The organism is Gammaproteobacteria bacterium (assembly GCA_035279405.1).
Taxonomy (GTDB): domain Bacteria; phylum Pseudomonadota; class Gammaproteobacteria; order Natronospirales; family REEB76; genus REEB76.
The window spans coordinates 81,628-104,317 of the sequence record DATEHU010000040.1 but is presented as its reverse complement, the minus strand read 5'-3'; the positions used below and the strand labels follow the sequence as shown (position 1 = coordinate 104,317).

The window sequence follows — 22,690 nt, the reverse complement described above, 5'->3', positions numbered from 1 at the left end:
CCTTCACTTCTTCAGAACGCATTAACGCCGGTCAGTTCCTTGCCAATCACCAACTGATGCACGCTCTCGGTGCCCTCGTAGGTAATGACGGATTCCAAATTGAGCGCGTGGCGGATGGGGCAGAATTCGGTAGTGATGCCGGCGCCGCCCAAAAGGTCGCGCGCGTCGCGGGCGATGTCGAGCGCCATGCGCACGTTGTTCCATTTGGCGAGCGACACCTGGCTGGGATGCAACTTGCCGGAGTCTTTGAGCCGCCCAAGCTGCAGCGCCAGCAATTGCGCGCCGGTAATCTTGCGCGCCATCTCCGCCATGCGCACCTGTGCCAATTGGTTGTGGTTTAGCGGTCGGCCAAATAATTCACGAGTCTGGGTGTATTCCAGCACTTCCTTCAGGCAAGCCTGCGCCGCACCGATGGCGCCCCAGGCGATGCCGTAACGCGCCTGCGTGAGACAGGACAGCGGACCCTTCAGGCCTTTCACATTCGGCAATACGTTGGTTTCAGGCACATGCACGTTGTCGAAATACAGCGCCGATGTGACCGAAGCGCGTAGCGACATCTTGTGGTGCACTTCCGGCGCGTCAAAGCCTTTCATGCCCTTCTCGACCAGGAAACCGCGGATGCCATCGTCGGTCTGCGCCCACACCAGCGCCACGTCGGCGATCGTGCCGTTCGTGATCCACATCTTGGCGCCGTTCAGCACCCAGTCGCCGCTCTGCTTCTTCGCGTGGGTTTTCATGTTGGCGGGATCGGAACCGCCGTGCGGTTCGGTCAGACCGAAACAGCCGATCTTCTCTCCGCGTGCCATCGCCGGCAGCCAGCGCTGTTTCTGTTCCTCGGAGCCGTAGCTAAATATCGGATACATCACGAGCGAGGATTGCACCGACACGAAACTGCGCAGGCCCGAGTCGCCGCGCTCCAGTTCCTGACAGATCAAACCGTAGGCCACGCCGTTCAAGCCCGCGCAATCGTAGCCGCGGATGGAACTGCCGAGCAGTCCCAGCGCGGCGATCTCGGGAACCAGCTCTTTTGGGAAACGTGCGTCTTCAAAGGCCTTGCCGATGATGGGCAGCACTTTCTCGTCCACGAAACGCGCAACGCTCGCCTGCGCCAGGCGCTCCTCTTCGCTCAGCTGGCCGTGGATGTCGTAGAGGTCTAGGGGATTCAGGGATTTCAAAACGGTCTCCGTTAAAAAACGGCGCCTATAATATCGCAATCGCTTTGGGAGTTCAGTGCTCTAAGAAGGAGCCCTCATGAAATATCTCCTGATTACTGGACTTGCCTTATTTACCTGGATCGCATGTAACGTCGCATCCGCAGAAATTACATTCAAAGGTGAATCTCCTGAACTGAAAGCAATCATCCCTAAGAACAATGACATCACGCCGGGCGCCTCATTAAAAGATGGGACAGAAGCGATACCGCAAGTTGCGCAAACAAAAATTGTTGCACTTGTATCTGCTATTTATGCAGCCTACAAGAAAAACTGCAGCCTGGAGCAATGCGACGAACCTTCATCGTCGTTTTATGGGCCAATTTTTCGACTGAGAGCTCCAAATGACGAGACCTTGTATGTTTTTGAGACCATGTCGTATTACGGAGGAATCAACTATTTCCTTATTTTATTCGACAAAAAAACAGCCAGAATCACTGTAAGTCCGCCATCCATTTACGCGAAGTGGCTGGACATGTTTTATGGCGACAGCGCAGGATTGTTACAGAGACCGTTTGTTAATTTCTCGAAGATTGGTGGAAGCGAAACGCTTGTCGTGGAGGATTATGCGCATAATGGCGACGCGTACAATGCCGCCCTATATCGGTATTTCTGTATTCAGAACAACCTTGCCTTGACGCCGATTCTTACGGTTGAACGTCGCGCACTATGGCCATTTGAAAAAAATGGTTCTGCGAATATCCTGATTAGGAACCTTCGACTTTTGAAGAACCATGTCGCAGAAATCAACGTATATCTGCAAAGTCTTACGAATAACCAAAATTCGCGTCTTGTAGGCAAAGTTATTTTGCAAGCTTCGGCTTCTTGTGAGCCGTATCACATAGTCAAAGTAATACCTCTTGATAATGAATTTAAGAAATTCAGTGATGCCCTAATAACAGTGTCGGAAACCGACATAAACAAGTTCATTGTCACGGGCGATGATTTATTTTACTAGCCCGTCATTAGACAGATCACCCGACCTGCTCTCCATCGCTGCACACACTTCCGGCGCATGGGCGAAGACGTCGGCAAACAACCAAACGGGGCGGGCCGCGCGCGAAAGCCGCCTAGCGTAGGGTACGCATCGTGACGAGCGGACCGTTAGAATGACGCGGCCACCGTCCATGAAAGCCCGGAGCAAAACCGCATGCACCTGTTGACGCTCATCGGCGTGCTCGTGGTCATCGTCGGCTTCGCGCTCAAGGTGAACCCGCTACTGGTGGTGACGGTCGCCGGAATCGCCACGGGTTTCGCCGGCGGACTGCATCCGGTGGCCATCATCAGCGAATTCGGGCGCGCCTTCACTGAGAACCGCTACATGGGGCTGGTGTGGCTCACGCTGCCGGTCATCGGCCTGCTGGAACGCGGCGGCCTCAAGGAACGCGCGCAGGAATTGATTTCCCGCATCCACAGCGCCACCACCGGCCGCGTGCTGCTCCTGTACCTCGCGATCCGCCAGCTCACCGCCACCATCGGCCTGACATCGCTCGGCGGACAAGCGCAGATGGTGCGCCCGCTGATCGCGCCCATGGCGGAAGCCGCGGCGGAAGCACGTTTCGGCGCGCTGCCGGACCAGACTCGCTATTTAATTCGCGCGCACGCCGCCGCCGTGGATAACGTCGGCGTATTTTTCGGTGAGGATATTTTTCTCGCCATGGGTTCGGTACTGCTCATCAAGGGCGTGCTGGACGCGAACGGCATTCATCTCACTCCGCTGCACATCGCGCTGTGGGCGATTCCCACCGCCGTGGCGGTATTCATCATTCACTCGGTGCGTCTGATGCTGCTGGATCGCAGGCTGCGCAAACAATTAACGACTATTTCGAACTCGCCTCTCCCCCACGCACGTGGGGGAGACGGCAAGGGTGAGGGGGCGCCAGAGGTATGAAACTAATGCCTTTCTCAAAATCCGTTCGCCCTGAGCGTAGTGCCGAAGGCACGAAGTCGAAGGGTATCGGATTCGAGAATATCCTGCGTTTCGACTTCGCGGAGCTGCGCTCCGCTACGCTCAACACGAACGGTTCGAAATCTTGAGATACGTTCTCATGAAAAACCATTCCATTTATCTTGACGCGAGCCGCCCATGATCCGGCTGGAATACGTTTATGTTCTCGCCGGCCTGCTGTTCGGCGTGGCCGCGGTGCTCGAATACCTCGACCGCGCCAATCCCAAACGCCTGCGCAAGACCGTGTTCTGGGCAATCTACAGCATCACCTTCCTATTCGGTTCGGTGCTGCCGCCGTTCGTGACCGGCTGCCTGGTGATTCTCATGGCGCTGGTGACCGGCTGGAAAGACCTCGGCATGAGCAAAGTGTCCACGGCGGCCGAACCGGAGCGCCGGCAAAGCGCGGCGCGCCTCAAGGACAAATTATTTATCCCGGCGCTGTGCATTCCGTTCGTGACTTTTCTCGGCACACTGGTGCTGCCGAAGATCGTGATCGCCGGTCATCCGCTGGCCACCGCCGGCAACGCCACGCTCGTCGGCCTGGGCCTGTCCGTGGTCGTGGCGTTCTTCGTCGCACTGTGGCTGTTCCGCCAGCGATTCGCCACCGGACTTCACGAGGGCCGGCGGCTGTTGACGGCCGTGGGCACGGTGACGGTGTTGCCGCAACTGTTGGCTGCGCTGGGCGCACTGTTCGCCGCGGCCGGCGTGGGCCAGGTGGTCTCCGGCCTGGTCACGGATTTCATCCCGGCGGACGCGAAGTTCCTGGTGATCGTGGCCTTCGCGGTGGGCATGGCGCTGTTCACCATGATCATGGGCAACGCCTTCGCGGCATTTCCGGTGATGGTCGCAGGCGTGGGCCTGCCGCTCATCGTGCACAAGCTCGGCGGCGATCCCGCCATCATGGCGGCCATCGGCATGCTCTCCGGTTACTGCGGCACGCTCATGACGCCCATGGCCGCGAACTTCAACATCGTGCCGGCGGCGCTCTTGGAATTGCCGGACCAGAACGGCGTCGTTAAAGTGCAGATTCCCACCGGTCTGATGTTGCTTGGAGTCAATATCCTGCTGATGTATTTCCTGGTGTTCCGCTTCTGATTGTGGGAGCGGCGATGACCGCCATGGATGGCGGAAATACAGATTTTGCAGGAGCAAAAATCTGCACTCGCCGCGAAATAAATACAACATCGCGGCTAAAGCCGCTCCTACAATTTATTTGCAACCATACGCTCCCGTTGTTTCGGCGGGCAGCGCACGGAGCCATAGGAGCAGAACACGCAGCAGTCGCCGGGTTTCGGTTTCAACAACGTGCCGCAGTGCGGGCACTCCCAGAAGTGCTGACAAGCATCCGTCGGCATCTGCGCTTCGGTATTCCGGCCACAGAGCGGGCAGGTGAGAACGGACGTGAGGATCGGCAAGCGTGCAGTCACACAGGCAGCTTAGGACCGGACAACTGCGCACACAAGCGCAATGCCTCAGGCGTGCAGCAAGCGCAAACTCGTCCAACCCACGTACAGGCCGAAACCTGCGAGCATCACGACGCTCACGTAGGCGACCCAGACGATGGCGGACAGGGCTTTGCGCCCCACCCAACGGAACGCGTAGGTGAAGGCTGCGGCATACAGGCTGCCGGTGACAAAGAAGGTGGCGATGCCGGGCCAGCCCCAAGCGGTATAAAGGAGTGAGCCGTTCGCCAGCCACCAGGCGAATGAAAACGGGCTGGTCACGGTCGTGAAAATGCCGAGCTTCATGGAGCCCGGCGTAGCGCCGGTCTGCAGACCGGCATGCCGCGTCTGCCACGTGCGCCAGGCCATCCACAAGAGCAGCGCCGCCCCCACAAGCCCCAGTATGCCCACTGCGTGCGGGCGGTGATCGAGAAACGCGATGACACCGATGATCGCAAGGCCGAGCCATAGCATGTCGCCCAGAATCGCACCGGCCGCCATCAGCAGTGATTCCCTGACCCGACCGCGCATCGCGCAATTCGCCATGATGGTCGTGACCGGCCCCGGCGGCGCCGCGATGCTGATCGCAAGCAGCGCGCCGCCCAACACCGCGTGCCACATGGACAAATGCAGGATTGGTTGCATATTCAGTGTTCGGCGCTCAGGTCGCGCATTGAATTGGGCGGCGACGTATATTCAACATGACTGAAATCCCCCCTCTATCGTACTTCGCTTGTTGGCTGCGCAATCCTGCTTCGCCAAAAGTCCAGCCCATACATCCTGTATGGGCGTTCGCGGCGTTGCCGCTCACCCTGCTTCGTCCGAAAGTCCAGGGCAGCCCTGCACACTCTGCCATCCTGCGCCGTGTACAGGTCCAGGGAGACCATCCATGGTCTCCCGCACAGCGCGTCGCGCTGTGCCCATGGCTGCCCGCTCGGAGCGTCGCTCCTCGCCCCCCTTTGCAAAGGGGGGAAGCGCGCCGAGCGCGCGGGGGGATTTGTCACGGATGGTCATTTTGCCGGGAGCGTTCAGCGCGCGTCAGGCGCCAGCGCCTGGCAGCCGTAACACAGGTTCAGGAATGGTCCATGGTAGACAAAACGCATGTAGCCGGTGAGATCGGAACGCTCTGCCTGCAGCGCCAAGGCGTAATAAGTGTAGCCAAGCTCCAGCGACAGGCCGTCAATCAGCGGATGCAGTGCTGACAGCGTGTAGCGGTTCAAATGGCCGCGGATGCCATTCACCGTCATCTTGAAATACGAGGCTTCAGACCGGAACTGCCAGCCGTGCACATCGTACAGGCCGCGCAGACCCACGACCGGTAATGGCGCCTGGGCATCCGCTGATTTGGACACGCCGCTGTTCTGGTCCGACAGTCCGACCGTGAAATGCGTGGCGTGCACGCCCGCGGCGATGCTCAAGCTCCAGGGATAGTCCGCCACGATGGCATAACGATATAACAGCGAATCGGTGCGCACGTCCGTAAACGTGCCGACCGTGGTGTTGAGCGTGTAATTCACACCGCCGTAAACGATGTTTTCGTCGATCACGCGGCTGCCGGTACGGCGCAGATCGAAGTAATTGAATTCCAGCGAGGAACGCGCGTCAGAGCGGTAACCCAAGGCCGCCTGCGGCACCACGCGCCGCCGCGGCAGATTGAGATCGGATTCCAGGTGCAGATTGGTTCCGACCGCTCCCTGCGGCGCATCCAGGCGGATGTTGGTCGAAGCCTTGGGATCGAATGCACCGAGACTCGCGAACCAGCCGGATTCGTTCGCGGCCAACGCCGCGACTGGCGCCAGACACAGCCACGCGGCCGTTATTCCCAGAAGCACAGGTCGTTGATGCATGTCAGCGCTCGATGCTGTATATCAAATCCGCGCCGCTCGCGAAACCGGTCTCGGCTTGGAGCATCCAGCGCGCACTCAGCGTGTACTGCAGGCGCAGCGTGTTGAACGGTTGGCCGAATACCGTACCGTAGCTGATGTACAGCCGCGGCGACAGGTATTTGCCGAGGAACACGGCGGGTGCACTGCTGCCGCTGGCAAGCGTCACATTCTGCACGCTCACGTCCTTGACGCCGATCTGCTCGCCGAGTTCCGACGCCAGCAATTGGCCGCCGGCGATCTGGGTGATATCCGAAGCCGTGGTGGGCGGCGCGCTGATCAGCGGCGAGAGGCTCTGGTTGACGCCGGTCTGGCCGGTGAGCAGATAGGCCAGCATCTGCGACTGCGGCAGCGGCGGCTGCGAAAACAGCGACACCTTGGGATGCCGCAGACTGCCGCGCACGATGACGCCGACTTTCTGTTCGCTGGCGCCGGGCGCCACGGTCACCGGATGCGCCGGCGGGCGGATGGCGCGGATGTCGAGGGCCGGGTTGTCAATCGCGCCGCCGCTGAACAGCAGGCGGCCGCGGTCAATGTTGAGCTTCTGGCCGTAGGCGGTGAATTTCCCGCCCAGGATTTCGAGCGTGCCGTTGCCGATAGTCGCATGGCCCGGCTCGTCCACCGCCTGCACGCTGCCGGCGATGCGGCCGGTGAGCCCGAATCCGTCGAAGCGCACGTCCGGTCCCATGATGGCGCGCACCTTGGCGTGCACGCGCCATTTGCCCGGCGCCGGGGTTTTTGCGCCCACGATTACCTGGTCCGGAGACACGCCTGCGGTCTGGCTGAGGTCGCGTGGCTGGAGTTTCGCGCTTGGCAGCGTGACATCGCCGTTCAGCCAGAGGTCGTAATTGTCGAGCTTGAGATCCAGGGCCGGCGACACCGCCACCTGCGCTTCCGGCGTATTCACCGCGCGGAAATTATCCCCGGTCAGTTTGCCCTGGGCCTGCCAGTGGTTCGCGCTGCGCGTGGCGCTGCTCGTCCAGGCAAGATTGCCGTTGCCGGAACGCGCGCTGCCATCGAGCTGCAAATGACCACCATCGCCCTGGAGCTTGAGCAGGATGTCGGTGATGTGCAGGCCGTAGCGCGGCACGCTCAACTCGCCGTCGCTGAGCACCGCGCTGCCGTCAAACAACGGATCCGAGGGCGTGCCGCTCAACACCAGATTGACGTCGAGTTTGCCGTTCACCGCACCGACCGCCGGCACCAAGGCGGGAATCAGCTGAAAGTCGCGCAGTTCGCCGCGGATATTGCCGCTCAGCGCGTCGCCCGAGGCGCGCGCGATACGCGATTGCATGTTCAGATAACCGCCGTCCGCCAATGACCAAGTGAGTTCCCCCGTGCTCTGCTCATCATTGGATTGCAGCTTGACGTTGCCGGAGGTGTAGGCGAGCAGGGTCACGCGCTGGCGGTTGACGACGCTGTGAATCCCGCCCGGCGACAGACTGGCGGCGAGATCAAGACTGCGCTTGCCGTCGGCTTCCTGGACATGCAGCGTACCGCCGAAGCTGCCGTCATACGCGAGGCCCTCCGGCAGCAGCGCCTGCAAGTCACTCATGGGCACCGCAGTGATGAGCGCGTCCGCCTGCCAATGTCCGGGCTGCCACTCGGCCTGCACGCAGGTACCGGCACCGCCTTGCTTCACACAGGCTTGCGGCAGGCTGAAATGCGCCGCGGCGATACGCGGCTGCCACGGCGTCGAGTTCTTCCATTCTCCAGCGTCGCGCGGTGACAGCGTGACCTCGGTGAGATCGCCCTGCCACACGCGGTTCGCGTAACTGCCGCGGCCGGCGAATTGCACATTTCCATAGGGCGAAGCAAGCGCGAGTTTGAGCTGCTGGTCCAGCGGCGCGCCCGTGGCTTCGCCGTCGGCGGAATCAATCCTGAGCCTTCCGATCTGCGCACCCGCAACGTGCATGCTCGCGTTGCTCGTCGGAGCCGTTCCTGCAAGGCTCGCCTGCAACTCCAGCTTCTGCACGCTGTCGTCTGCGTACTGCAGGTTCCGGCCCTGGAGGCTGAAACTCAACTGGGGTACCGCGCCGGATAAATCCGCTTGGCCGCTGCTGTGCAAATCCCCGTGAATGCCCGGCCAGAGCGAGGCGAGGTCCGGGGCGTCGAGCGTCCAGGCAAGTTGCGCATGCCGGCCGTATTCACCGTCGAGTTGCAAGCGGTTTTTGCCGGACTGCACTTGCAGCCGCTGGAACTGCCAGAGGCCCGCGTGGTGACTCACGCTGCCGGAGGCAAGCACCGGCACCCCGCGCAGCTCGCCGTCAAGGCGCGTCACCTGCACATTCCAGTCCGCGCGCGGTCCGAGCCGCCCCGAGAGCCGCGCATCGAAGTTGAGCGCGCCCGGAAAATCCGGATACAGGGCCGCGGGATTGAGCTGCTGCGCGACGACCGTGAATCCCCAGTTCTGGCCAGACACGTGCGGCACCCGGCCTTGTGCCTGTATCCGGCCGCCGAGCCAGGCGGCATTGAAGCGGTCCACGACCGTGAGCGCCGCATCGCCGTGGCCACGGAACTGAAGATCCATGGGCGGCAGCGGCTGGCCGCGCTTGAAATTCGTCAGGGCAAGCTGGAATTTGCGCGTGCTCGCCGTGAGTTGCCAGGCATGCGGCGCTGCCAAATGAACGCCGCCTTCGGCCTTGAATTGGCCGCCGTTGTCGAGCGCGCCGTCGAGACTCAACAGCACCTGATGCGCTTTGGTAGTCAATGTGAGATTGCCGCGCGGCGATGTGAACCACGGCTTGCCCGTCAGGGGCAGCGGCAATGCCTGCCATTCGCCATGCAGCGTCGGCTGCCATCGGCCCTGTACGTAACGCACCTGGCCGGCAAGTGCGAAACGTGTGCGGGTCTGCGCACGCGCCAGATTCAGGCTGCGGATTTCGAGCACGCGGTCGGCCCAGCTCAGATCCACGTGGCTTTGCCACAGTCCATAGACGGGTTCGCGCGCGTCGATGTCGCCGGTAAGCACCGTGGCCTGCGCATCGCCCTGCAACCGCAAAGCCCCGCGTGCAGTGAGTTGCGGCCAGTCGTCGCGCAGATGCTGCGGATCGAAATCGCTGAATTCCAGCGTACCGTCCCAGGACGGCGCGGTGAACAGCGCATGGATTTGCGCCGCGACCTGCAGCGGGAACGGAGCCGTCAAGGATCCGCTGAGAACCACCCGTTGCTCATCGCCCACAAGGCTCGCCCGCCCCGCGAATGCCGGCCACTGCGGCAGATGCAACTGCCACTGCAGTTGCCCCTTGATATGCTCGCCCGGCTGGAATTGCCAGTCACCGTCGCCGGCCACGTGCAGTTGGGCACCGCTGGCCCGCAATCCACTCACCGACCACGCGTGGTTATCGAGTCGGATCGCGAACTGCGCTTCATTCACGGTTAGCGGCTGTGCCAGGCCGGGCGCTTCGATCTGCAGGTTCTGAAGCCTGAGCTGCTGCACGTTGATGGCCACTGGCAGGTGCGGCGGCTGCGGGCGCACCAAACGGAAATGCGTTGCACCCGTGCCGGACTTGAGTGTGACTTGCACCGCGTTCAAATCCAGGCGCGTGATGTTCAGCTGTCGCCCCAGCAATGCCGAAATTCGCCATTCCATGGCGATACTGCCGATCCGGGCGTCGAATGTCGGGGCGTGCACCTGCACGTCGCCGAGCGTGATCGGTCCGGAGAGTGAGCCCTGCACCGTTCCGACACTGAGCTGGCCGGAGTAACGCGCAACCAACTGCGTCACGCTCCAGCGCAGCACGGTTTCGCTGTGCAGCGCGAACAGCACCGTGCCCGCGATCAGCAGAATGAGCGCGGCTGCAGCAATGGCCACGATGCGCTTGATCACAAATCCGTCCCGATGCTGATGTGGATGCGCACGCGGTCGAGGTCGGGGCGCTTGATGGGATGCGCGAAATCCAGGCGCACCATGCCCACGGGCGTGCGCCAGCGCAGGCCCGCGCCCACGCCTTTCTCCAGCGAGGTATTGAAGGAATTGAACACGTTGCCCGCGTCCACGAACGCCGCCACACCGAATACCGGCCCCAGCATGTGGTCTACCTCCACGCTGCCGACCATCAGATCCTTGCCGCCGATGACGTTGCCGTATTGATCGGTCGGTCCGATGGAATTGTAGGCGAAGCCGCGCACCGTCATGTCGCCGCCGGTGAAGAAGCGCTGTGACAGCGGCAGGGCGTCGAAATCCCGCGTCGCCGTGGCCCCGACTTCACCGCGCAACAATAAACGCGTACGCGGCGCGATCGTGAAGATCAGCTTGGCGCTCAGGTCGGCGCGCAGGAAACTGGTGCTGGAGCCGAGCGCCTGGCTCGCACCGCGGATATCCAACGACAAGCGATAGCCATGGGTCGGAAATATCGGATCGTCGGTCACTACGCGCGAGAACGTGCTACCCGGCAATAGCAGCGTGCTGATGCTGCTGGGGCTGGCCGCGTAATCGCTGCGGTTGTGCGACAGTTGCACATATTGGTTCCAGGACCAGTCGTTGAGGGTGGTCAGGCGGTTCACTCCAAGTGCAGTGGTGTAGGCCACGCCGCTGCCCAGGATCTGGCGCACGTTGGCCACGCTGTACACCAGCGTCGGTCCGTTGGGTGTGGGCACGGTGTAGCTCACCTGCGTGCTGGCCAGCACGTGCGAATACTGTCCAAGCACCGAAAATTTATGGCCCTGGTCGTTGAGGCGGCGGTTCTCCCAACCGAGCGTCATGCGCGGTCCGGTGTCGGTGCCGTAACCCAGGCCGAGCACGTACTTGTTGCGCTTGCGCGGGCTGAGCGTGATCACCACCGGGATGTGCTGCGCGGGGCCCGCGGCGCCGCGCTGCGGCTGCACCTGCACGAGGTCGAAGTAGCCGGAATCGTTGAGCGCGTACTCGAGTGCCAGCAGCTTGCCGCCGTCATACGGGTCGCCTGGCTTGAACGTCACGTATTGCGCCAAGAACTTCGAGTCCATGAAATCCTGCTCGAACGTGACTGCGCCGAAGTAATACTGCTCGCCGGTGTCGAGATGCAGCTCGACATCCGCCCAGTGCGCGGCCGGATCCACGCGCAGCACGCTGATCTCGTACTTGGCGTCGAGATATCCGCGGTGCGTGGCGATGTCGAGCAGCCGCTGCTTCACCTGGGAGTAGAGCGGCTGATTCAGTTGGCTGCCGGATTTGAGCGGCAGCGCGGCCAGATATCTGGTAAACGCCGCATCGCTCTTGCCCGGGCCGCTCACCGTTATATCCACGTTCCGCAATTCCACCGGAGCGCCGGGATTGACCGTATAGATGACGCTCCAGCCGCTTTCGGTCTGCTTGAGATCGCTGACAACCTGCGCCTGGTAATAGCCAAAAGGTTGCAGCGCGGTTTTGATCTCGGCCGGCGCGCGCGCATTCATCTGCTCCACCAGCGCGTCGTTGAGGTTGGGCGCGTCCTTGTAGGCGTTGATGCTGAGATAGGCGAGCACGTTGTTGAGCAACTCGCCGCTCACCCCCTGCACCTGGATTTGCACCTGCGGCACGGCTGCGTGCGCGCCCACGCTCACCGCCAGCAGCACCAGCCAGGCTGCGCAGTGAACCGGAAACCAGCGCAGGCTTCGCCTGCCGCTCATGAGTCCATCGCGGGCGTAAAGCCAAACACCCGGCCGTAGAACGCAAGCTCCGCTTCGAGCGTGCGTTGCAGCGTCTCGCGGCGGCGGAAGCCGTGGCCTTCCTCGGGGAATTCCAGACATTCGACCGGCACCTGGTTGGCGCGCAAAGCCTGCGCCATGCGTTGCGTCTGATCGGGCGGCACCACCTTGTCCTTGAGGCCCTGGAAAAATATCACCGGACAGCGGATGTTCGACGCCGCGTACAGGGGCGAACGTGCTTTATATATTTCACGCGCGGCAGGCCAGGGACCCAGCAGACTGTCGCCGTAATGCGCCTCGAATTTGTGGGTGTCGCGCATTGCGCTTTCGAGTTCGCTGATGCCGTAATACACCGCGCCGGCGTGGAAAAAATCGTGGAACGCCAGGGCGCAAAGCGTGGTAAAGCCGCCGGCACTGCTGCCGCTGATGGCCAGGCATTGGGGATTCACCAACCCGCACTCGACGAGGCAGCGCGCAGCCGCCACGCAGTCCTCGGCGTCCTTGATGCCCCACTGCCCGCACAGGCTTGCGCGGTAGGCGCGACCGAATCCGCTGCTGCCGCGATAGTTCACGTCCGCGACCGCGAAACCGCGGCTGGTCCAGAACTGCACGCGCAGTTCCAGGCCGTTGCCGCTCATGGCCGTCGGGCCGCCGTGGCACTTCACCAGCAGAGGCGGCTTTTCGCCGGCTGAAGCGCGGTATTCCGGGTTGTGCGGTGGGTAATACCAGCAATACAAAGTCTCGCCGTTGCTCGTCGGGAAACTCATGAACTCGGGCGCGCTCAGATATCCCGCCGGAACCCGCTCCGCATCCTGCGTGAGCCGCAGCTCGCGCTTGCCGTCACTCCAGATCACCGCGGGCGGATGCGTGCTGTCGGCGGCCAACAATGCCAACTGATTGCCCTGCACGTGCAGATGTTCGATCTGGCTGTATTGGGGCTGGCTTGATTGCACGGCACCATCCGCGCCGATGTGCACAAGTTCGGAACCACCCTGACGCCAACGCACCGCGTACAAACTGCCATCGTCCCGGAACCCGTAACTCGACATGCCGAAGTTCCACTGCGCAAAACCGTAGTCCATGGCGTCGCGTGTGACTGCGTTCAGCTTGTCATCCGCATGCTTATATATGTTCCAGAAGCCATCACGGTCCGAAATAAAATGCAGTGCGCCGTCCGGCGCGAACTGCGGCTGGAAAATGGATTCTTCCGTACCGCCGGCCACTCGCCGCGGATCGCTCGGCATGCCGTCGGCATCGAATGCGGCAAGCCACAGTTCGCAACCGTCCCAGGGCATGAGCGGCGGGTTCCAGCACAGCCAGGCCAACTGCCGGCCATCCGGACTCAAGGCCGGCGAGCTGTAAAAGTCAAAACCCTGCGCCAGTGTATCCAGATGCCCGTCAGCCAAGCCGATTGAAACCAGCGTATTGCGCAGCGCGTGCGCAGCTTGGCGATGGTCTTCGCCCACCGCAATCAGGCGATGGCGCGGCTCATCCAATTGCAGATCGGCAAACCGGCAACCGGACACTTTGGTCAGGATTTGCGGCGTCCCGCCGGCCAGTGCCTGACCGTAAATCTGCTGATCCGCGTCATTGACGAAATACGCAGTGTCCATGGTTACCGCGAACGCGCCGCCGCCATACTCGTGCACGCGGCTGCGCACGCTGAACGGCACGGGCGTGACATCGTGCGGGGGTTCGCCCGGCCGGGCGCGCACCAGCACCGAGCGACCGTTTTCCGCGGGCCGGCTTTCCAGCCAATAGACGTGCTCGCCCGCGACGCGCGGCTGGGCGAGCCGCACGCCACCGGCCGCAATCAACGCGGCGCTCAGCGGCGAGCGCCAGCTGCCACAGGCCGCGAGCTGCAGCGCGCGCTTCATGCGCCATCGCCTGTGAGCTGGAAATCCCGGGTTTCGAGGCGCCGGCCTTCGGCATCAAAACGCCGCTCGGCGAAATGCAGATCCCCGTTGCGCGCGCGCAGGATCGCGTTCGAGCAGCGCGTGCCGTACTCCGGATTGACCACGAACACCGGCGAGATCTGCCGCTCACGTTCTGCGCCGATACCGGTATCGGGCAACTCGTTCGCGGATGCGGGCATACGGTCGGCCAGCAACAGCATCAACTCTTCTATCGTTGGCGTGCCGCGCTGCAGCAGTGTTTCCAGTCGTGACTTGCTGAGTGTGACCTTTGGCCAGTGCGTATCGAGCAAGTGATTGCTCAATCCGTGGACGCCTGGACTGATCGGTTGCGGTGTTTGTTCGCCGCGGTTGGAAAAATACCACAGTGAATCTGCATCGCCGACAATCAGGCTGAACGGCGCATAGTCATGGGCATGTCGCTGAATCGCTGCCAGATAATCCTGTGGCAGCATCGTGCCGCGTAAAAAATCGGCGGTGAGTTCCCCGCGGGATCGCGGACCTTTTTTAGGCACCGGGCCTTCGCGGTAATTGGTGACCAACGCGAAGCGTGCACCAGCGGTCACGCCGAGCCAAGTGCCGCCGGCGGTGAGATCGCGGCCGGCCAATACTTCGGGCGCGTCCTCCCAGAAACCAGCGGGTGCCGCGGGACGCGCGTGCAACTCGTCACGATTACCGGCAAACACCAGCGGACAGTCGGAATGAACCTTCCACGCGAAGACGGCCACGCACATTCGGCCATTATAGCCAGCGACTTCAGCCCGATTCCCCGCGACGCTGTCTCAGCGTGCGCCGGCAACCGCCGGCAGCATGAATCCGGGTGCTTCCTCGAACCACTCGCGGATCAACGCATGCGAGCTGGAACCCGGCAGTGACAATGCCAGACTGCCGGCCTGCAGGCCGGCGGCAATGTCTTCGCGCGAAAACCAGCGGGCCTCCGCGAGCTCGCCGTCGTTGCAGCGGATTTCGGTGCTTTCGGCTTCGGCGCGGAAACCCAGCATCAGCGAGGCCGGGTACGGCCAGGGTTGCGAACGCAGGTAGCGCACCCGGCCCACGCGGATATCGGTTTCCTCGCGGATTTCGCGCCGCAATGCGGATTCCAGATTTTCGCCGGGCTCCACGAAACCGGCGAGCGTGGAAAAACGATTGGCCGCCCACTCCGGCTGGCGCCCGAGCAGACAGCGCTCGCCATGCGTCACCAGCATGATGACCGCTGGATTGACGCGCGGGTAAAGGATATTGCCGCAGCGTGTGCAGTGCAGTTCATGGCCGGCGCGCCGGCTTTGTGTGGGCGCACCGCATTTTCCGCAATAACGATTGTGGGCATACCAGTGCACCATGGCGCGCGCATAGCCGAGCAGCGCCAGTGCGTCATCTTCGAGCACACCAAACTGCGGCCGCAGATTGCTGCGCACCGTGCCTGCGCGCAGCAGCGCATCCGGCGCCAGTCCGAGCGCGAAACATGTGTGGCCGCGGTATTCGCCCAGCAGCACCGAGGCGTACGCCGAAGCGCGTAGCGCTTCGGCCTTGTGCGCGTCCAGGATCAGAGGCTCGCCATCGGCACTGAGCAGATTGTCTTCGCCCGACACGGGTACGAACCGCGTCGCTGGGTCCGACAGTTTCGCCTGGAGCCAGCTTTCATCGGCACGCCGCAGCGCCAGCCGGTCAAACCTGCTATCAGCAAATACCAATGGTTTATTGTTTGGGGTAGGCATGCAACGACTTTGCGACGAGCTCGCATTATCCCACAGCCTTACCAGAACATATCTCAGAATATCGTTCGCCCTGAGCGTAGCACCATAAGTGCGGAGTCGAAGGGTCTCAAACCATGATTTTCCCTGTTTCGACTTCGCGGAGCTTCGCTCCGCTACGCTCAACACGAACGGTTAGAGAATTTGGAAATAGGTTCCGTCATTCTGGGCGAAAATCCTCGTTCAATTTCGGCAGCAGCGCAGTTTTCAATTTGTTGATCTCGGCGCTGTAGTACGGTCGCGGCGGAACTTTGCCCCACACCGGCGCGGGCCAGGCTTTGTCGTGCGTGTAACGCACGATGTGATGCACGTGCAGTTGCGGCACCTGGTTGCCGAGCGCCGCAATGTTGAGCTTGTCGGGCTTGAAAATGACGGTGAGTGCGCGCGCCAGTTGCGCGGATTCGTCCCAGAGCTGACGGCGGTCGGCGTCGTCGAGTTCATGAATTTCACGGATGTTCTCGCGTTCCGGCACCAGGATGAACCACGGATAATTCGCATCGTCCATGAGCAGCAAGCGGCAAAGCTTGAATTTGCCGAGCGGCAGGGTGTCTTTTTCGAGCTGTGAATGAAGCTGGAACATGGAATTTGTTACTAATTGTCATTCCCGCGAAAGCGGGAATGACGAACAAATCTGAGATTCCTTTGAGTCCGACGATCGTCGCGTTTCGATTGGCCGCTGCGCCACAGTCAAGTCCCCACGAACTCGCGGGATCTCAATACGCGGCATTTGGGTGGCGGGTTTTCGATCAATAAAGCGTCTCCGGTAATCAGATTCAAGCCGGGGCGCGCTGCCAGCAAACGCCAGAGGTGATTGTCGCCAGGCTCCGGGGCCTGTTCATTGCGCCCGGTGGTATCCACGATCACGCCATTGGTCGCCAGCGCCTCCAGCAAAATATCAATTTCACTTTCCGTCAAGCGGTGGAGCTTCTTGATGCGTGGCCGCAGCAACACGCGCCGGTATTCGCTGAGCAAATCAAGCGAGAGCACAAAGTTGAATTCCGCGTTCAGCATGCGATCGAGAACCACTGCTGGCGGCGATGCCGCATCGGCTGTTATCACGGCCGATACCACGACGTTGGTATCCACCACCCAAAAAGAGGGGCTCACTGACGGGCCTTCCGGGTCTCCTCGACAGCAAGTTTTTCCGCCGCTGCCGCAGACAGCCGTGAGCGGGCGCGCGCTTTGGCAAGCAGCTCGGCTACCCTGTTTTCCGGCTTGATGCCGACTGCCTCCAGGCCTTCCGCCACGAGTTCCCCGATGGTTTTTCCGCGCCGGGCAGCGGCAGCCTTGAGCGCCTTGTGACGCTCATTCGTGATACTGATGGTTATCCGAGACATACTTTCCAACCTCTATACGCATCGATGCTAATACATCAAAACATATAGATGAGGCGCTGTCAAACCAATGCGGCTGCATTGCATACCAGGGCTAGTGAATTCCCGGCACGAGTCTGGGCGGTGCGGGTTGTCATCGGCCTGCTCGGGAGGAAGTAGGGAGCAATCAGCGCGGCGCGACGTAGCCGCCTGGTACTCCCCGTGGCGAGAACACGATCTGCCACAACTGGTTCTTGCGCGACCGGAACGAAGCCATGCTGGCGCAGAGGTAGTAACGCCACATGCGGTGGAAGGTTTCGTTGTACTGGTTTTTGAGTTCTTCCCAACTGTTCTCGAAGTTGCGCCGCCAAGCCTGCAGGGTCTTGTCGTAGTACACGCTGAAGTTGTGCCAGTCCTCCATGACGAACAGATCCTCGGTGGCGGCGGCGATCTGTTTGATGGAGGGCAGCATGCTGTTGGGGAAAATGTACTTGGCGATCCAGGCGTCGGTGTCGCGCACCGACTTGTTGCCGCCGATGCAGTGCAGCAGGAACAGACCGTCATCCTTGAGGCAGCGGTGCGCGGTCTGCATGTAGGCGGGATAGTTTTTCACGCCCACGTGCTCAAACATGCCGATCGAGAAGATGCGGTCAAACTTTTCGTCAAGCAACCGGTAATCCTGCAGGCGCACCTCAATCGGCAGTCCTTTGCTGATTTCACGTGCGTACCTGGCCTGCTGTTCCGAGACGGTGATGCCGACGCCAGTGATGCCATAGCGTTCGGCGGCGAGTTTCAGCGCTTCGCCCCAGCCGCAGCCGATGTCGAGCACACGCATACCGGATTTCAGCCCGAGCTTCTTGAAAATCAATTCGAGCTTGGCTTCCTGGGCGTCGTCCAGATTGTCCGCAGCTTTCCAGTAGCCGCAGCTATAAACCAGACGCTTGCCCAGCATGTGCTTGTAGAGATCGTTGCCCATATCGTAATGGCGCCGGCCCACCTCGAACGCGCGGTTGGGTTTCTGCAGATTGAAGAAACGTGCCTGCAGATAGGCCAGCACGTTATCCACGTTCACGGCTTTTTCTTCCAGATTGGCCATGAGTACACGGTAGATGAGGCCGTCGAGATCCTCCGCGTCCCACCAGCCTTGCATGTAGGACTCGCCCAGCCCCACCGAGCCGTGGGCGATGGCGCGCCGGTAGAAGTGCTCGTTGTGCACCTGGATGTCCCAGGGATGCGGACCGTTGACCGCGACGCCGGTGCCTTCCAGCAGATGTTCCACTTTGCGTTTGAATGCGGACTGTGACATGCGAACCCCTTGCTTATATGAATCCCGTCAATCGAGATACGCGCGGCCGATGCGCCAGCCGAGATATGCGCCGATGACGGCACCGAGACTGGACAGCAGCCAGGCGGTCACCATGCCGGCACGCGCCCCCACGGTCCAGCCGATTCCACTCAGAATAACCACGCACAGCAGCAGAATGAGTTTTTTCATGAGGTAGTGCAGTGTGAAACCAAAAATAAGCGCAGCTGCAATTGCATTTTGCTACCCCTCACATCGCACCCCTCACCCTAACCTCTCCCCTTGAAAAGGGGAGAGGAGATAAGGACTAAGAATCCTTTATATACGCCCAGTGCCAGGGTTCGTAGGCGATGCCATGCGGATTGTCGCGCGGATATGAAAGCCGGAAGCCGAAACCGTTCGCGTGGCGCTTCAGCCAGGCGAAGGCCTGGGTGGAATCGAATTCGGTTTCCAGCGGCGCGTATCCGGCCGCGGTCAAATCCACGGCGCAGCCGGTGTGATGCTCGCTGTAGCCGGGCGCGGCGTTCACCTTGAGAATGTCCGCGAGCTGCTGGCCGGATGCGAGCTTGCGTGCAATCAGATCGCGCTGGTAATCCAGGCCGCGGAATGCCGACACCACCAGCAGCACGATGTCATCCTGCAGCGCCCGGGTGCGCATCGCCTGCCACGGCCCGGCCGCATGCGGCGCGAGTTGCTGCTCGCGGCCGAAAATGTCCGGGCCGATGGCTGCGAGTTCTCCGGCTTCCGGGAGCAGTGGCAAACGGTGGCGTGCGGCGTAATCCGCCGGAATTCCGAGTTCACGGTGTATGGCGGCGACGCGTGCCGCGTAATCCGCCGGTGGGGTTGCGATCTGCACATTCAACGCGCAATGCCCTCAGCGCGGATGCTGGTAAGTGCCGATGATCTGCGCTTCGGCGAGCACGTGGCCACGCATTGCCGCGAGCAGCGCGTCCTTGGAGGGGCGATGCAGATCCGGCAACACGGTGTCCAGGGCATAGAGCTTCTGGAAATACCGGTGCCGCCCGATGGGCGGACAGGGACCGCCGTAGCCGGGGCGCTTCCAGCTGTTCGTGCCATCGCGCGTGCCGGCCGGCGCGTGCAGAGAGCCGCCTTCGGGCAGCCCGTGCACATCCACGGGGATGCCATACAGCACCCAGTGCACCCAGGTCACCTTGGGCGCCGCCGGATCCGGCGCATCCGGATCGTCCATGATGAAAGCGAAACTCTTCGTACCGGCGGGCACCCCCGACCAGGCGAGGGGCGGCGAGATGTCGGCACCGTCGCAGGTGTAGCGCGCGGGGATCGCGCCGTTGTCGGCATAGGCCGACGAGCTGAGCTGGAATTTCTGCGCCATGGGAGCCGCCTCCGCTATCCAGGGCAAAGCCATGCCTGCGATCAGCACAACGCCAAATTGCAATTGCAAACTGCGCGTCATGCCCACGGCTCGGCACTCGCCAGACGCGCGCGCAACTCGTCGTCGCTGAACGCGGCGACTTCGTGCTCGGCCGAGAGGTGATTGCCTGCCTGCAACGGGCTTTTGTACACGTCGAAACTGCCGAGTCGCCAGAACAGCATGAGCATGTTGCCGTAGGAGGCATCCATCACGTCTGCCTCCCACACCTGACCACCGATGTCGCTGAAACTGCGCATGCCGCCAGTATAAACCCGCGCCCCGCGCCGGGCCGGCGCTTATTTGCTGCGGCCGTACACGCCGACCAGGTGCGCTTGCGCGAGGGTGCTGAAATGCAGTTCAAAACCCACCATCGCGCCGGATGCATCGGCGTCGAGCGGCAGCTTGGCGACCTTGAGGGCGTACACCGTCACCTGATAATGATGCGGCGGATCGCCGACCGGCGGGCACGGACCGCCGTAATTCGAGAACCCGAAATCGCTGCGCGCCTGCACCGCTCCCGGCGGCAGCATATGCGCGTGCGCATCACCGGCGCCCGCCGCGAGACCGGTGACGTTTGCGGGAATGTTGAATACCACCCAGTGCCACCAGCCGCTGCCGGTCGGCGCATCCGGATCGTAGATGGTCACGGCAAAACTCTTGGTGCCCGCGGGCGCACCCGACCAGTGCAGCGCCGGGGATACGTCGCCGCCTTTGCAGCCGAAACCATTGAACACCTGCGCTTTGGGAATGGTGCCGCCGTTCGCAAAATCGGGACTGGTGACGCTGAACCCGCCCGCGGCCAGCGTGGCCCCCGGCAAAGCCAGCAACAGGAATGCCGGGAATGCGCGCACGAATAAACGCATGTTGAGCTCCTCAATCAAGTGCAATCAGGAATCCGCGTGATGATCACGCTCCAGCACTTTCATGCCGCGCAGCACGATGAGCGCCAAGATGGTCACGCCGACAGCGGCGATCAACTGGCCGAGCGCCACCGCCAGGCCCACGGCCGCCGAAGTCCAAATGGTTGCCGCGGTGGTGAGCCCGCCGACTTTGCTGTGCTCGCCGCCGCTGCGGAAAATCGTGCCCGCGCCCAGAAAGCTCACGCCGGTGACAATGGCCGCGGCCACGCGCAGCGGGTCAATGACCACCGTGCTCTTCAACTGCAGATAGTGTTCCGCTGCCGCGGCCACCGCCATGAACAGACAGGCGGCGCCTGCCACCAGCGTGTGAGTGCGAAAGCCGGCCGGCTTGTTGGCCAGTTCGCGCTCGAAGCCAATTACGCCGCCGAGGATCATGGCCACGATCACCTGGCCGATGATCACGAGTTGCGTGTGCCAGTCGGAATTCATGAACATGCGTCACGCGCTCCGGGGGCCGCGCAACAGGCGCGCGGGCAAACGCAGGATAGCACCGAGCAGCTCGAACACCGCGTCCACGCTGATGCCCACGAGCCGGAACGGCAGCAGCACCAGCCACACCAGCGGATAGAGAATCAGCGCGAGCAGCGCCAGCGGCCAGCACACCACGAGCAGAATCAGCCACAGAATCAGACCCGGGAACACACTCATGACACTTACCCAACCCATGGCCAAGCTGCGGGAAAGCCTATCATTTTCCGCCGGTGCGGGCAGCGCGACGGGATACCCGCCGGCGAATCGCTTTGGCATTCGATGGGGGCGGGACTATCATCGCGGCTTTTCCGATGGCGAGGTGCAGCGTGGATGCCAAACAAGCGGCGCGTGAACGCCTGAGCGCGGCACGCCTATCGCTGCTCGAGCTGAGCCACCGCATCCACGCGCATCCGGAACTCGGTTTCGAGGAAGAAAAAGCCTGCGGCTGGCTGGCGGAAACGCTGGACCAGGCGGGCTTTGCGGTGAACACCGGCATTTGTGACTTGCCCACGGCGTTTTCCGCCACCGCCGGCCACGGGCCGCTCAAGATCGGCATCATGGCCGAGTACGACAGCCTGCCGGGGGTCGGCCACGCCTGCGGCCACAACCTGATTGCCGCGATGGCGGTGGGCGCCGGGCTGGCCGCGGTCAAGGTGGCCGACGACGCCGGGTTGACGATTACGGTGCTTGGCACGCCCGCCGAGGAAATCGGCAATGCCGGCGGAAAAGTATTGATGCTGGAGCGCGGTGCCTTCAAGGGTATGCACGCCGCCATGATGGTGCACCCCGCGCCCATGGACATGCTGCAGCCGAAGATCATCGCGGCCTCCATGTTCGACGTGCATTACACCGGCAAGGAAGCGCATGCCTCGGCGTTTCCGGAACTGGGGATCAATGCCGCCGACGCGCTCACCGTGGCGCAGACATCCATAGGATTGCTGCGCCAGCACATCCGCCAGACCGACCGCATCCACGGCATCTGCACCCACGGCGGCGAGGCGCCTAACATCGTGCCGGCGCACACCTCCGCGCGCTACATCATCCGCGGCGAATCCGTGCAGGCCATGGAAGAACTGCGCGTGAAGGTGCGCCACTGCTTCGAGGCCGGCGCGCTCGCCACCGGCTCGAAACTGGAAATCAAGGGCGGCGACAAACCCTATACGGAAATGCACCATGACGCGGCCATGGCGGAAATCTACCGCCGCAACTCCGAGTTGCTGGGAAGGAGCTTTGACATCCCCGCCAAGGCGCGTGCCTTTGTCACACCCGAGACGGCGGCGCGCTTCAGCGCATCCACCGACATGGGCAACGTGTCGCTTGCGCTGCCCTCGATCCATCCCATGATCGGCATCGACTCGCTGCCGGCCGTGAACCATCAGCCGGAATTCACCGCCCATTGCGTGAGCCCGGCGGCGGACCAGGCGCTCTGGGATGGTGCGCTCGCCATGGCCTGGACCGTGATCGACATGGCGGCGGACCAGGATTTGCGTCAGCGTCTGTTGGCGCGGCACTGAACTCTTACAAAGTTAGCTGTT

Annotated in this window: 24 protein-coding genes; 4 read left to right on the top strand and 20 right to left on the bottom strand. The window is 62.1% G+C overall.

Translation table 11 applies throughout. The annotated features are described in order from the left end of the window. Window positions 1-11 precede the first annotated feature (11 nt). The gene (locus VJR90_09700; GenBank protein HKV97750.1) at window positions 12-1,175 is read right to left on the bottom strand and encodes an acyl-CoA dehydrogenase family protein; all 1,164 of its coding nucleotides are present in this window, start codon (window positions 1,173-1,175) and stop codon (window positions 12-14) included. A gap of 76 nt (window positions 1,176-1,251) precedes the next feature. On the opposite strand from VJR90_09700, the gene VJR90_09695 reads away from it, so the two are divergent. From VJR90_09695 to VJR90_09685, 3 genes are all read left to right on the top strand, one after another. Beyond that, window positions 1,252-2,169 (top strand): hypothetical protein, encoded by a 918-nt coding sequence (locus VJR90_09695; protein ID HKV97749.1) that lies wholly within the window; start codon window positions 1,252-1,254, stop codon window positions 2,167-2,169. 198 nt (window positions 2,170-2,367) lie between these two features. Next, entirely contained in the window at window positions 2,368-3,102 is a 735-nt protein-coding gene (locus VJR90_09690) for a DUF969 domain-containing protein (GenBank protein HKV97748.1), read from the top strand. A 195-nt stretch (window positions 3,103-3,297) separates the two neighbouring features. After that, window positions 3,298-4,254, top strand: coding sequence for a DUF979 domain-containing protein (locus tag VJR90_09685; protein HKV97747.1), 957 nt, complete (start codon window positions 3,298-3,300; stop codon window positions 4,252-4,254). Between the two features lie 107 nt (window positions 4,255-4,361). On the opposite strand, the gene VJR90_09680 is transcribed toward VJR90_09685, so the two are convergent. From VJR90_09680 to VJR90_09590, 19 genes are all read right to left on the bottom strand, one after another. Next, the gene (locus tag VJR90_09680) at window positions 4,362-4,586 is read right to left on the bottom strand and encodes a GDCCVxC domain-containing (seleno)protein (GenBank protein HKV97746.1); all 225 of its coding nucleotides are present in this window, start codon (window positions 4,584-4,586) and stop codon (window positions 4,362-4,364) included. Between the two features lie 45 nt (window positions 4,587-4,631). Next, the gene (locus tag VJR90_09675; GenBank protein HKV97745.1) at window positions 4,632-5,246 is read right to left on the bottom strand and encodes a LysE family transporter; all 615 of its coding nucleotides are present in this window, start codon (window positions 5,244-5,246) and stop codon (window positions 4,632-4,634) included. 383 nt (window positions 5,247-5,629) lie between these two features. Next, window positions 5,630-6,448, bottom strand: a complete 819-nt coding sequence (locus tag VJR90_09670) for a hypothetical protein (protein HKV97744.1) — start codon at window positions 6,446-6,448, stop codon at window positions 5,630-5,632. A 1-nt stretch (window position 6,449) separates the two neighbouring features. Beyond that, entirely contained in the window at window positions 6,450-10,313 is a 3,864-nt protein-coding gene (locus VJR90_09665) for a translocation/assembly module TamB domain-containing protein (GenBank protein HKV97743.1), read from the bottom strand. Continuing rightward, entirely contained in the window at window positions 10,310-12,073 is a 1,764-nt protein-coding gene (locus VJR90_09660; GenBank protein HKV97742.1) for an autotransporter assembly complex family protein, read from the bottom strand. The genes VJR90_09665 and VJR90_09660 overlap by 4 nt, the downstream gene beginning before the upstream one ends. Next, a complete protein-coding gene (locus VJR90_09655) occupies window positions 12,070-13,968 on the bottom strand; it encodes a S9 family peptidase (protein HKV97741.1) in 1,899 nt (632 codons plus the stop codon). The genes VJR90_09660 and VJR90_09655 overlap by 4 nt, the downstream gene beginning before the upstream one ends. Beyond that, the gene (locus VJR90_09650) at window positions 13,965-14,738 is read right to left on the bottom strand and encodes an NRDE family protein (GenBank protein ID HKV97740.1); all 774 of its coding nucleotides are present in this window, start codon (window positions 14,736-14,738) and stop codon (window positions 13,965-13,967) included. Before VJR90_09650 ends, VJR90_09655 begins: the two co-directional genes overlap by 4 nt. A gap of 48 nt (window positions 14,739-14,786) precedes the next feature. After that, complete coding sequence (gene nudC / locus VJR90_09645; protein HKV97739.1) at window positions 14,787-15,719, bottom strand: NAD(+) diphosphatase; 933 nt, start codon at window positions 15,717-15,719, stop codon at window positions 14,787-14,789. A 196-nt stretch (window positions 15,720-15,915) separates the two neighbouring features. Next, window positions 15,916-16,335: an HIT domain-containing protein gene (locus VJR90_09640; protein HKV97738.1), complete on the bottom strand. Its 420-nt coding sequence runs from the start codon at window positions 16,333-16,335 to the stop codon at window positions 15,916-15,918. A gap of 107 nt (window positions 16,336-16,442) precedes the next feature. Beyond that, window positions 16,443-16,862, bottom strand: a complete 420-nt coding sequence (locus tag VJR90_09635; GenBank protein ID HKV97737.1) for a putative toxin-antitoxin system toxin component, PIN family — start codon at window positions 16,860-16,862, stop codon at window positions 16,443-16,445. Then, entirely contained in the window at window positions 16,859-17,092 is a 234-nt protein-coding gene (locus tag VJR90_09630; protein HKV97736.1) for a CopG family transcriptional regulator, read from the bottom strand. The genes VJR90_09635 and VJR90_09630 overlap by 4 nt, the downstream gene beginning before the upstream one ends. Window positions 17,093-17,255: 163 nt before the next feature. Further along, the gene (gene cfa, locus VJR90_09625) at window positions 17,256-18,374 is read right to left on the bottom strand and encodes a cyclopropane fatty acyl phospholipid synthase (protein HKV97735.1); all 1,119 of its coding nucleotides are present in this window, start codon (window positions 18,372-18,374) and stop codon (window positions 17,256-17,258) included. Between the two features lie 27 nt (window positions 18,375-18,401). After that, window positions 18,402-18,563, bottom strand: coding sequence for a hypothetical protein (locus VJR90_09620; protein ID HKV97734.1), 162 nt, complete (start codon window positions 18,561-18,563; stop codon window positions 18,402-18,404). Window positions 18,564-18,678: 115 nt separating this feature from the next. Further along, the gene (locus VJR90_09615; protein ID HKV97733.1) at window positions 18,679-19,227 is read right to left on the bottom strand and encodes a M15 family metallopeptidase; all 549 of its coding nucleotides are present in this window, start codon (window positions 19,225-19,227) and stop codon (window positions 18,679-18,681) included. Window positions 19,228-19,245: 18 nt separating this feature from the next. Continuing rightward, window positions 19,246-19,758, bottom strand: a complete 513-nt coding sequence (locus VJR90_09610) for a YbhB/YbcL family Raf kinase inhibitor-like protein (protein ID HKV97732.1) — start codon at window positions 19,756-19,758, stop codon at window positions 19,246-19,248. 44 nt (window positions 19,759-19,802) lie between these two features. Further along, a complete protein-coding gene (locus VJR90_09605) occupies window positions 19,803-20,021 on the bottom strand; it encodes a hypothetical protein (protein HKV97731.1) in 219 nt (72 codons plus the stop codon). 39 nt (window positions 20,022-20,060) lie between these two features. Then, window positions 20,061-20,627 carry a YbhB/YbcL family Raf kinase inhibitor-like protein gene (locus VJR90_09600; GenBank protein ID HKV97730.1) on the bottom strand — a complete coding sequence of 189 codons (567 nt, stop codon included), beginning with the start codon at window positions 20,625-20,627 and terminating at the stop codon, window positions 20,061-20,063. 24 nt (window positions 20,628-20,651) lie between these two features. Continuing rightward, window positions 20,652-21,119, bottom strand: a complete 468-nt coding sequence (locus VJR90_09595; GenBank protein ID HKV97729.1) for an MgtC/SapB family protein — start codon at window positions 21,117-21,119, stop codon at window positions 20,652-20,654. A 3-nt stretch (window positions 21,120-21,122) separates the two neighbouring features. Beyond that, window positions 21,123-21,332, bottom strand: coding sequence for a hypothetical protein (locus VJR90_09590; protein HKV97728.1), 210 nt, complete (start codon window positions 21,330-21,332; stop codon window positions 21,123-21,125). 134 nt (window positions 21,333-21,466) lie between these two features. On the opposite strand from VJR90_09590, the gene VJR90_09585 reads away from it, so the two are divergent. After that, window positions 21,467-22,669, top strand: coding sequence for a M20 family metallopeptidase (locus VJR90_09585; protein HKV97727.1), 1,203 nt, complete (start codon window positions 21,467-21,469; stop codon window positions 22,667-22,669). Window positions 22,670-22,690: the final 21 nt, after the last annotated feature.

What these genes read in the sequence shown, in the direction of transcription:
- VJR90_09675 (HKV97745.1), bottom strand. Translation starts at nt 5,246, where the DNA reads ATGCAACCAATCCTGCATTTGTCCATGTGGCACGCGGTGTTGGGCGGC.
- VJR90_09600 (HKV97730.1), bottom strand. Translation starts at nt 20,627, where the DNA reads ATGCGTTTATTCGTGCGCGCATTCCCGGCATTCCTGTTGCTGGCTTTG.
- VJR90_09640 (HKV97738.1), bottom strand. Translation starts at nt 16,335, where the DNA reads ATGTTCCAGCTTCATTCACAGCTCGAAAAAGACACCCTGCCGCTCGGC.
- VJR90_09620 (HKV97734.1), bottom strand. Translation starts at nt 18,563, where the DNA reads ATGAAAAAACTCATTCTGCTGCTGTGCGTGGTTATTCTGAGTGGAATC.
- nudC (HKV97739.1), bottom strand. Translation starts at nt 15,719, where the DNA reads ATGCCTACCCCAAACAATAAACCATTGGTATTTGCTGATAGCAGGTTT.
- VJR90_09610 (HKV97732.1), bottom strand. Translation starts at nt 19,758, where the DNA reads ATGGCTTTGCCCTGGATAGCGGAGGCGGCTCCCATGGCGCAGAAATTC.
- cfa (HKV97735.1), bottom strand. Translation starts at nt 18,374, where the DNA reads ATGTCACAGTCCGCATTCAAACGCAAAGTGGAACATCTGCTGGAAGGC.
- VJR90_09655 (HKV97741.1), bottom strand. Translation starts at nt 13,968, where the DNA reads ATGAAGCGCGCGCTGCAGCTCGCGGCCTGTGGCAGCTGGCGCTCGCCG.
- VJR90_09595 (HKV97729.1), bottom strand. Translation starts at nt 21,119, where the DNA reads ATGTTCATGAATTCCGACTGGCACACGCAACTCGTGATCATCGGCCAG.
- VJR90_09695 (HKV97749.1), top strand. Translation starts at nt 1,252, where the DNA reads ATGAAATATCTCCTGATTACTGGACTTGCCTTATTTACCTGGATCGCA.
- VJR90_09585 (HKV97727.1), top strand. Translation starts at nt 21,467, where the DNA reads ATGGCGAGGTGCAGCGTGGATGCCAAACAAGCGGCGCGTGAACGCCTG.
- VJR90_09650 (HKV97740.1), bottom strand. Translation starts at nt 14,738, where the DNA reads ATGTGCGTGGCCGTCTTCGCGTGGAAGGTTCATTCCGACTGTCCGCTG.
- VJR90_09660 (HKV97742.1), bottom strand. Translation starts at nt 12,073, where the DNA reads ATGAGCGGCAGGCGAAGCCTGCGCTGGTTTCCGGTTCACTGCGCAGCC.
- VJR90_09590 (HKV97728.1), bottom strand. Translation starts at nt 21,332, where the DNA reads ATGAGTGTGTTCCCGGGTCTGATTCTGTGGCTGATTCTGCTCGTGGTG.
- VJR90_09630 (HKV97736.1), bottom strand. Translation starts at nt 17,092, where the DNA reads ATGTCTCGGATAACCATCAGTATCACGAATGAGCGTCACAAGGCGCTC.
- VJR90_09685 (HKV97747.1), top strand. Translation starts at nt 3,298, where the DNA reads ATGATCCGGCTGGAATACGTTTATGTTCTCGCCGGCCTGCTGTTCGGC.
- VJR90_09605 (HKV97731.1), bottom strand. Translation starts at nt 20,021, where the DNA reads ATGCGCAGTTTCAGCGACATCGGTGGTCAGGTGTGGGAGGCAGACGTG.
- VJR90_09670 (HKV97744.1), bottom strand. Translation starts at nt 6,448, where the DNA reads ATGCATCAACGACCTGTGCTTCTGGGAATAACGGCCGCGTGGCTGTGT.